8 protein-coding genes are annotated in these 8,572 nt (G+C 50.7%); 4 read left to right on the forward strand and 4 right to left on the reverse strand.

Going from position 1 to position 8,572, the window contains the following annotated elements:
* Nucleotides 1-224 precede the first annotated feature (224 nt).
* Both LKE08_RS20670 and LKE08_RS20675 read left to right on the forward strand, forming a co-directional pair.
* Nucleotides 225-1,631: a peptidoglycan-binding protein gene (locus tag LKE08_RS20670; protein ID WP_324706144.1), complete on the forward strand. Its 1,407-nt coding sequence runs from the start codon at nt 225-227 to the stop codon at nt 1,629-1,631.
* 82 nt (nt 1,632-1,713) lie between these two features.
* Nucleotides 1,714-2,160 carry a hypothetical protein gene (locus tag LKE08_RS20675; protein WP_324706145.1) on the forward strand — a complete coding sequence of 149 codons (447 nt, stop codon included), beginning with the start codon at nt 1,714-1,716 and terminating at the stop codon, nt 2,158-2,160.
* A 286-nt stretch (nt 2,161-2,446) separates the two neighbouring features.
* Here the strand turns inward: LKE08_RS20675 and LKE08_RS20680 are convergent, their stop codons facing one another.
* Both LKE08_RS20680 and LKE08_RS20685 read right to left on the reverse strand, forming a co-directional pair.
* On the reverse strand, nt 2,447-2,968 hold the full coding sequence (locus tag LKE08_RS20680; protein ID WP_324706146.1) for a heme-binding protein: 522 nt from the start codon (nt 2,966-2,968) through the stop codon (nt 2,447-2,449).
* A 95-nt stretch (nt 2,969-3,063) separates the two neighbouring features.
* Entirely contained in the window at nt 3,064-4,038 is a 975-nt protein-coding gene (locus LKE08_RS20685; RefSeq protein ID WP_324706147.1) for a thermonuclease family protein, read from the reverse strand.
* A 297-nt stretch (nt 4,039-4,335) separates the two neighbouring features.
* Between LKE08_RS20685 and LKE08_RS20690 the strand changes: the two genes are divergently transcribed.
* Nucleotides 4,336-5,397: a MauE/DoxX family redox-associated membrane protein gene (locus tag LKE08_RS20690; RefSeq protein WP_324706148.1), complete on the forward strand. Its 1,062-nt coding sequence runs from the start codon at nt 4,336-4,338 to the stop codon at nt 5,395-5,397.
* Here the strand turns inward: LKE08_RS20690 and LKE08_RS20695 are convergent.
* Nucleotides 5,356-6,300, reverse strand: coding sequence for a phosphorylase (locus tag LKE08_RS20695; RefSeq protein ID WP_324706149.1), 945 nt, complete (start codon nt 6,298-6,300; stop codon nt 5,356-5,358). The two genes, LKE08_RS20690 and LKE08_RS20695, sit on opposite strands and share 42 nt — an antisense overlap.
* An 84-nt stretch (nt 6,301-6,384) precedes the next feature.
* Here LKE08_RS20695 and dusA point away from each other — a divergent pair, with 84 nt between their 5' ends.
* Complete coding sequence (dusA, locus tag LKE08_RS20700; RefSeq protein ID WP_324706150.1) at nt 6,385-7,434, forward strand: tRNA dihydrouridine(20/20a) synthase DusA; 1,050 nt, start codon at nt 6,385-6,387, stop codon at nt 7,432-7,434.
* Here dusA and LKE08_RS20705 read toward each other — a convergent pair.
* Nucleotides 7,415-8,572, reverse strand: a 1,158-nt coding sequence (locus LKE08_RS20705; protein ID WP_324706151.1) for a Calx-beta domain-containing protein, incomplete at its 5' end; no start/stop codon positions are given. The two genes, dusA and LKE08_RS20705, sit on opposite strands and share 20 nt — an antisense overlap.

Raw genomic sequence — 8,572 nt, forward strand, 5'->3', positions numbered from 1 at the left:
AGCCCCCTCCCGTCCCCCTTAAAAAGGGGGAGGCGAATTGAGCCCCCTCCCGTCCCCCTTAAAAAGGGGGAGGCGAAAAGCTGACCGCTGAAAGCTGAGAACTTACTGCTATAACCGCGTAGAACAAGCTTCCAGCTTGTCACCAATGGGATAGCCGTGTTACCGTTACTGAGTTAAATCAATCTCTGTGTCAGTCAAACTTACGGTGTGGTGTCAGGAGAGGAATGAACAAATTTCAAAATTTGCGGTTCACCGGGATTGAAAAATCGGGAAAATATATCATTTTAGCGTCCGTTTCTCTGGCGATCGCCACTTTAACCGCGATTCGATTTGCGGTGGCGGACTCAGGATTTCAGGTGTTGAAACGGGGCGATCGCGGTTCGGGGGTGATTTCCCTGCAAAAATTATTGCAAAAAACGGGTTATTTGCAAAGTCCGCCCACCGGATATTACGGCTTGTTGACGCGGGAGGCGATCGCGCAATTCCAAAGTGATGCGGGTTTGAACGCGGACGGTATTGCCGACATCAATACGCAATCCGAACTCAAAAAGTCTTTGAAAGCGAATCAAAATCCCGAAAAATCGCCGTCTAAAACCGCCAATGAAAAAGCAATAATTGCAGCCCAAAATATCAGACCGGGTCAATTTAAAATTATCAAAAAAATAGAGGGCGACCTGACACCCAAATCCGTCGTTTATTCGGATTCGGGTCTGTTTTTCGTGCAGAATATGATGTACGAACATTCCATCGCCGTCTACGATCGCCAATTCAAACCCGTCAAAACCATCAAAGATGGAGTCAATTTGGCAAAGTTAGGCTATCCGGACTTTCAAGCCGAAAAATACAAGGGAGCCCCGGTGGAAGCAGCCATGTCCCCGGACGGAAAATCCGCCTATATTTCCAACTATCAAATGTTCGGCCCAGAATTCAAAAATCCGGGCTACGATACCTGTTTGCCCTCGAATCAATTCGATCGCAGCTTTCTCTACCGCGTCGATACCGAAAGTTTGACCGTCGCAGACGCGATTCGAGTGGGGTCGGTTCCCAAATTTTTGGCGGTGTCTCCCGACGGCAAACGGGTGGTGGTGAGTAACTGGTGCTCCGGCGATATCAGCATCATCGACACCGAAACCCAGCAAGAAATTCAGCGTATTTTCGTCGGCCGATTTCCCCGGGGGATCGCGATCGCCCCCGACTCCGAAACCGCCTATATCGCTGTGATGGGAACCTCCGATATCGCCAAAATTAACCTGCGGGATTATTCCTTAAGTTGGATTTACGACGTCGGCTTGTATCCCCGCCACCTCGTCCTGGATTCAGCCGGAAAATACCTCTACGTCACCCTCAACGGCGACGATCACGTTGCCAAAATTGATGCCGAAACGGGGGCGATAATTCGCAAAATTTTCACGGGAGCGGCCCCCCGCAGCATGGTTCTTTCCGACGACGATCGCTTCCTATATGTGGTCAATTATTACTCCCACACCGTCAGCAAAGTCCGGGCGGAAGATATGGAAATCGTCGATACAGTTGAGGTCGATTTGAACCCGATCGGAATTACTTACGACCCCAAAACCCGACAGGTTTGGGTGGCTTGCTATACGGGGAGTTTGGTGGTGATTCAGGACTAGCGATCCGACCAATTTAAAAACTTTTCTGGAATTGACACATCTCCCTTTGTAGTTGGGGGTGTCGTTCAGAAAGGATCGGGTTATGGAATTTTGGAAAATCGCCCGCCGGATCGCGATCGGCTTCTGGGTTGGAACCGTTTCCATCCCCGCTTACGCCGCCCCAGAACCCTCGGAACTTCGATTTCGGGGCACGGTGGAATCTCCCACGCAAATAGGGGCGGAATACATCGTTTTTACGACCACCGGCAACAACGAAGTTCGCGGTTTGGTCTACACGCAAAATTCGGATAACGGCTCTTGTTTTGAAGGCGTTGTCAACCCCCCACAGACCCAAATTCGGGATATCACCTACGCTCATCCGGTGTTCGGAAATGAAACCACGGGTTGGGAAGTAAATGTCTCGGAACGGGCGATCGCTTTGGATGAATTTCCCCACCCTTTAAACGCCTCCGAAATCAGCGACGGCGCCCGGGAGTGGTTGGGCGAATGTTTGGAATTGGAAGCCCTCAAATCAACAATTGAGAATTGATTATTTTTTAGGGTGTTTCGCCCACGATTCATCATCTCGGTCATGCAATTAGCAATATTAAATCCGGTTGAATGCTCGGAAAAAAACGGGTCGGATATCAACACCGCTTGGGCATCAATTCCCTTTTCTTATAGCTCAAATCATATTCAGATGATTGAGGAGTTTGTGCGACTCAATAACCTGATCTGATAGAACATCGGGAAACGCACCCGAAATTTACCCATGTCAAATTAAGAATTGACAATAGCGGCTTGGATATTCCACCGAACTCAATTGAATTCTCGACTCAACTCCGCCGCCGGACAGGAATTTGTACCTCGCTATATTTGACGGCTTCCGGAGTCATGGGAGAATTGTAAAATAACCGCCGGGGCGAACCCAAAACCTCATATTCCGGATGCTGTTTCAACCAGTTTTGAATCCGCCGTAAATTCGTCTCGTAACTTTCCCAGGTGTAGGCCCCCTGAATCCCGATACTGACCACCGTCATGGGAGGCGTATCCGTCACCGCCACATCGGAATCGACGTTTTCGGGATTGATTTCGGGTTGAGAATAGAGAAAAGAGACATCCGCCCGGGACGTTTCTCCCCCGTCATTTTCCTGCAAATATCGCGCCTCCACAGGGGTCGTCATGGCGATATTATTGCTGCTGATATGTTGAAAAAGGGGATTGAACGCCCTGCGGGTGGCTTGGGTCAAATCTCCCTTATGGTGATAGGTGACGGCGCGATAATTGGGGTACTGTTTGACCTCGATCGCGCCGACGGGGGTGGGTTGCGGAAATCCCGCTGGTAAATCTGCCGGCATTTCGATCCCTTTTAAACTGCACTGATTCGGGTTTAATTGTACCGCATTTTTGGCGATGGAGAGGGCCCCAAAAAAATTTCCAGATCTCGACCTTGCTAAGTTCCCGACTCCACTTGAGCCGCAACTTTAGCCGCTTCCTGTTGACGAGACTGTTCGATCAGTTCCGCCAACTCTTCAGCCGTCGGACAAAAATCGGATAATTGCTGGATGAGCGTCAGGGTAATTTCAGGTTTGTCTCGATACATGACAACCTTGCCACTCACATAAACGTATCCCCGCCCGAGTCCAGAATATCGCCGATTAATCAGTTGCACGATCGGCGCATTTTCGTCGTGTTTTGCCTCGGGAATCCACAACTTTAAAATATGGTCTTTCGACCCGGTATGAATTAAGGCTCCGTTGCCAATCCACTTGGTAATTCCATCCTGCAAATCGCAAAACACTGTCACCCATCCTTCCACCGTCGCAGCCGCCAAGATTTCGGGATAATTGAAGCGGACGGAAAGCGCCCCCGCCAGCATTCCGTGACAGCGATAATCCTGGATGATTCCATCTCGTAAAGCCCACCAAGCCGCCAACAATTCGTAATTACGAAAGGGTTTCCCGTGGTGGGGAATCGGATGCCAAATCAGGCGGTGATTGGCTTGGGCGAGACTTTCCGCCTCCATCATTTGCCGGTGATAAAGTTGCGATCGCCCGTATTTAATATAGTAGGGACTCCACCCATCTTCGATGAGTCGGATATTATAATTTTCATCTCCTTTGTGGACGTAGCAAATCAAACGCCCGTGGGTGTCGCGGTATTTATCCAAGCAAACGTCGAGGGGGTCGTCGCTATCAAATTCGACATCTACTGTCGTCAATTTTCCGTCCGGTTCCGTAAAATATCGCTTCGCCATTTCCGAGGACGCAATCCCCGTCTGCGTTACCGGTTTTGAACCGTTGGCAAAGGATTCTTCCGTGTCCACACAATGCAATCGCAGAAATTCTCGCCGGCCGTTGAGTAAGACTTTGATGGTGTCGCCATCTACGACCCGAGTCACCGGTAAATTTTTAAGTCGAGTTCCCACTTTTCTATAGTTTTAATTTTTAACGACAACGTTTTAATCAGTTGAGATTTAGAATTGATTTCTCCCCGGCTCCGATACCCCGAATGTTGGTGAGGAAATTGCATTTAAAAATCGACGGATCGACAAGGGTAAAACGGCGCGATCGCCCCCATCAACCCGGAAAATTTGGGCAGATTTGACCCCTTTTCCGCGAAAACGGATGGCGCGATCGCCCCAGTCCGCCCCTGAGAACTGAGGAGAATTTACCATTGAGAATAATCAATGATATCATAATTGCTGGGGGAGACAGCCGAGAAAATGCAAAGTTTTGTCACATTCTTGCGGAAGCCGGGAAAATGCGATCGCCCCCGATCCGCCGTTTCCCCCCATCTCCGCTTCGATCCGCGATCGCGGACGGCATCACCCCCCGACCCCCAATTCCAGACTCACGAAATTATGATATCCCCAATCTTGCCAACTTTCGGCAGAATTTTGGTCGGGAGCGTGTTTCTCCTGACCGGACTCGCCAAGGCGATCGAACCGTGGAAATTCGCCCAACATATCGCCCAGTTGCGAATCTTAAATTCCCGCTTTATCCAACCCGTCACCCTGACAGTTACCGCCCTCGAATGTGCCCTGGGAACCGCCCTCATTTTCAATGCGACCCCCGCGATTATCATCCCCTTCAGTATCGTTTTATTGGTCGCTCTTTCGGGTTTGACCTACTGGAGTACATCCACCGGCAGAACCGAAAGCTGCGGCTGCTACAACGGCTGGCTCGAAGTGACACCAACTCAAAGTATTATCTTAAATGTATTCTACATTATTCTGCTGAGTTTGAGTCTATTTTTTAGTCCAGAAAAACCGGGCGTTTTGTGGCCGTGGATGGCCGTTTTTGCTGCCTTTGTAACCGGTTATGCCGCCGCTTCCGGTTCCCTCGCCTACCTCGATCGCCACGGCTACCCCCCCATCGACTTAGCCCCCATCCAAGCCCACCGCCCCTGGCAAGATGAATGGCTGGGAGAACACTTTAATTTGGACTTCAGTTCGGGATCGAAATTGGTCGTTTTTATGAGTCCCAGATGTCCCCAGTGCAAAGACTGGCTGCAGGTGCTAAAAATCGTCCACGCCTGCCCGGAACTGCCCGATGTCGTGGGGGTCGTCGCCTTCACATCCTACGACGAATTGCGGTATTTTGTCGATAGTTACGACCTCAATTTTTCCGTCGTCGCCCTCGAAACCTCCCAGTACGATCGCCTCGGCATCGACACCCTCCCCACGGCCGTTATCGTGGAAGACGGGACGATCCGGGAAAAGTGGGTGGCGGGAATGCCCCTGTCATTTATCAAACGCATCAAACAGGCGATTCCCGTCGCTTGATGGTGATAATTTGCGGGGGCAAGCAACGGATTTTAAAAGATTTAAAGGTCGATGTTGTTTCAGCCGTTCCATTTGTTCGGAATTACGAACCAAAAGCGCTCCCGCAAACCCCAAAGAATTGACCGATATCTGTTCAAACTTTTCGCGCGATCGCGACACGATCAACATCCAATTTCGGGTCGCCAAAAAATTGTAGGGGCGGGCTGGATTTCCCGCCGAATCAAAGCCGATATCCAAAACTTCCAATAATTTCAAATACCCGTCCAGACTCCCTTTTGCAGCTTCCTTCGGAGCGGTTATTTGGTCAGTGGGAAAGCGGAGCAAACCGTGTTCAAACTCAAACTGAGGAATCGTGCCAATTTCATCGGAAAATATTGCCGACGCGATCGCCGGTTCGATCGGGACATTTAACCCATTGGGAATTAAGGGAAAGGGCACCAGTTGCAGGTGTTTGTGACGCTGACTCGCCCCCGCATCTCGCCCCCCATTGTAGAACGCCAAACCGTCAATTTCCCGCAGGGCGATCCACATCGCCTCAAAATCCGCGATCGTCAACAAACTGTCCTGTTCTTCAAACTCCCGCGTCACGATTAACAGGTGATTATCCACCACATTAAACTTATTAAGTAACCCGACATGGGTTTCCGAAAAATCCGCGACAAACACATCCGGATCGTAGGGCAAAAACGGGTCGAAATCTTTTCCAGTCTGAGATTTTTTCTGTCCCTCTTCTTTCTGGGCTTTATCCTTGCGTCGGAGGTTGGCAAGAATACGAACCAAAAACGAAATCTCCGCCTCTTCCACCACCTCATAAGTCGTTTCGATGGGCTGCAGGGCTCCGCAGTCCAACGCCTTTTGAGTTTGGTCTTGAATTCTCGTCCACAGTGTTCCCGGTTCCAGCATTTTCAATTTGCAATCCCCAACTATCCACAAAATTTGTTAAACTGAAACAGTCGTTTGTTGTCGGTGCAATATCGAGTTTTTGCCATGCGTGCGATCGCCCAGACTGTAACGCCAACCCTTCGAGAATGCGGAGTTCATCCCCTCAGCGTCGCCCCGATGATGGATCGCACCGATCGCCATTTTCGGTACTTCATGCGACAGATCGCCCGCCGCCCCCTACTGTACACCGAAATGGTGACAAGTGCGGCAATTTTACACGGCGATCGCGAAAAATTACTCGGCTTTTCGCCGGCAGAAAAACCCCTCGCTTTGCAAGTCGGCGGAGACTCCCCCAAAGACCTGGCGATCTGTGCCAAAGTCGCCGAAGAATGGGGCTACGATGAAATTAACTTGAACGTCGGCTGTCCCAGTTCCCGAGTCCAAAGCGGCAACTTCGGCGCCTGTTTGATGGCCGAACCCCGGCGGGTTGCCGACGCGATCGCAGCCATGCAAGACGCCACCGCCCTCCCCGTCACCGTCAAGCACCGCATCGGCATCGACGATCGCGATCGCTATGAAGACATGGCCTCATTCGTCCGCATCGTCTCCGAAACCGGATGTCGGCGGTTCACCGTGCACGCCCGCAAAGCCTGGTTGCAAGGCCTGAGCCCCAAGGAAAACCGCAACGTCCCCCCCCTCCGCTACGAAGACGTCTATCGCCTGAAACAAGAATTTCCCCATTTAATCATCGAAATAAACGGCGGTTTCACCACCCTAGAACAGGTCAAACAACAGCTCGAAAAAGTCGATGCCGTGATGATCGGTCGGGCGGCTTACGACAATCCTTATTTATTTGCGGGGTGCGATCGCGAAATCTACGGCGAAATCACCACCCCCCCCACCCGCCATCAAGTCGTCGAACGGATGCTTCCCTACATCGAAGACTGGACGAGTCGCGGCGGGCGCCTCAACAGCATCACCCGCCACATCCTGCAACTGTTCGCCGGACAGCCGGGCACCAAAGCCTGGAAGCGATATCTCAGCGAAAACGCCCACCGGGACGGCGCCGGTGTGGAGGTCGTCGAGGCGGCTTTAGAACAGATTCCCCAAACGATAACAGTCGAGTGTCAGTCGCCTAAATCAAATCGACGCTGAGACGGTAAGGGGTGCGATCGCTCCCTTGAGGATAAACCCGGACGTAGTAGCTGCCAGGGTCTAATACAGTTTCGATGCGTTCTCGTTTGGTGCCGTCGTTTTTGGATTGAGCGATCAACTCTTCGTCACTACCATATAAATCGACGTTGGCATCTTTGAATAAATCGTCGAGGGTTAATACAAAAGTGCCTTCCTTATTGGTTCGGAAGCGGTAGAAGTGGTTAGTGTCGCGATCGCCTGCCTCGGTAAAACCGATTTCGTCAACCATAACTTCTTCCTTTGTGAGTTTGCCGAGATTTATTGCCGTCTGGAAACTATCGCCGGGTTTGTCACCCCCCTCGTCGTTATCCTTGATCGTACCAATGGCGCGTTGATCTCCCAGCTTCGCATTTTTAGGTCGGCTGAGTATGACCGTAAATTTCTCCTTCTCTTCATCTAGGGTATCCCCAAAAATCGGAACAATTACGGTCTTTTTAACTTGGTTCGGTTTAAAGGTGAGTTGACCTTGGGTGCGCCGATAATCTTCCCCAGCTTTTGCCGTTCCGTCCGCAGTGGCGTAGTTCACTCGTACCCTTTCGTTGACTTTTTCATTCAGGGTTACCGTGAATTTAGCTTGTTTGTTTCTGTCATCCCCTTCCGTTATTTGAGTATTTTTTATTTCAATTTCTGCGAAGTCGTTATCGCGGATAGTGCCGATGCCACGACGGTCTTTGAGTTGTGCATTGTGGGGTTGGCTGAGGTTGAGGTTGAAGGTTTCGTCGGACTCTACTTTGTTGTCTCCCAGGATGGGGACGGTTATGGTTTTGCGGGTTTGCCCCGGTTTAAAGGTGAGAGTGCCTTCGGTTCGTTTGTAGTCTCGGTTGGCTTGGGCAGTTTTGTCAGCAGTGGCGTAGTTAACCTGAACCGTTTCATCGGTTTGAGCGTCGAGGGTGACGGTAAATTTGGCATTTTTGCGGCCTTTGTTACCTTCGACTATTTGGGTGTCGCTCACGGAAATCTTCGGTTGGGGTTCATCATCATTAATGATAATGCCAATGCCGACTTTATCCTTGAGTTTGGCGTTGGTGGGGTTGCTGAGTTTGACTTGAAATTTTTCGTTGCGTTCTAATTGACTATCCCCCAGGATAGGTACATTGAT

The organism is Lyngbya sp. CCY1209 (genome assembly GCF_035615495.1).
Classification (GTDB): Bacteria; Cyanobacteriota; Cyanobacteriia; order Cyanobacteriales; family Microcoleaceae; genus Limnospira.

Bases quoted from the DNA above. Each gene is read 5' to 3' on its own strand.
- LKE08_RS20680 (WP_324706146.1), bottom strand. From the start codon at position 2,968: ATGCCGGCAGATTTACCAGCGGGATTTCCGCAACCCACCCCCGTCGGC.
- dusA (WP_324706150.1), top strand. From the start codon at position 6,385: ATGCGTGCGATCGCCCAGACTGTAACGCCAACCCTTCGAGAATGCGGA.
- LKE08_RS20675 (WP_324706145.1), top strand. From the start codon at position 1,714: ATGGAATTTTGGAAAATCGCCCGCCGGATCGCGATCGGCTTCTGGGTT.
- LKE08_RS20690 (WP_324706148.1), top strand. From the start codon at position 4,336: ATGCAAAGTTTTGTCACATTCTTGCGGAAGCCGGGAAAATGCGATCGC.
- LKE08_RS20695 (WP_324706149.1), bottom strand. From the start codon at position 6,300: ATGCTGGAACCGGGAACACTGTGGACGAGAATTCAAGACCAAACTCAA.
- LKE08_RS20670 (WP_324706144.1), top strand. From the start codon at position 225: ATGAACAAATTTCAAAATTTGCGGTTCACCGGGATTGAAAAATCGGGA.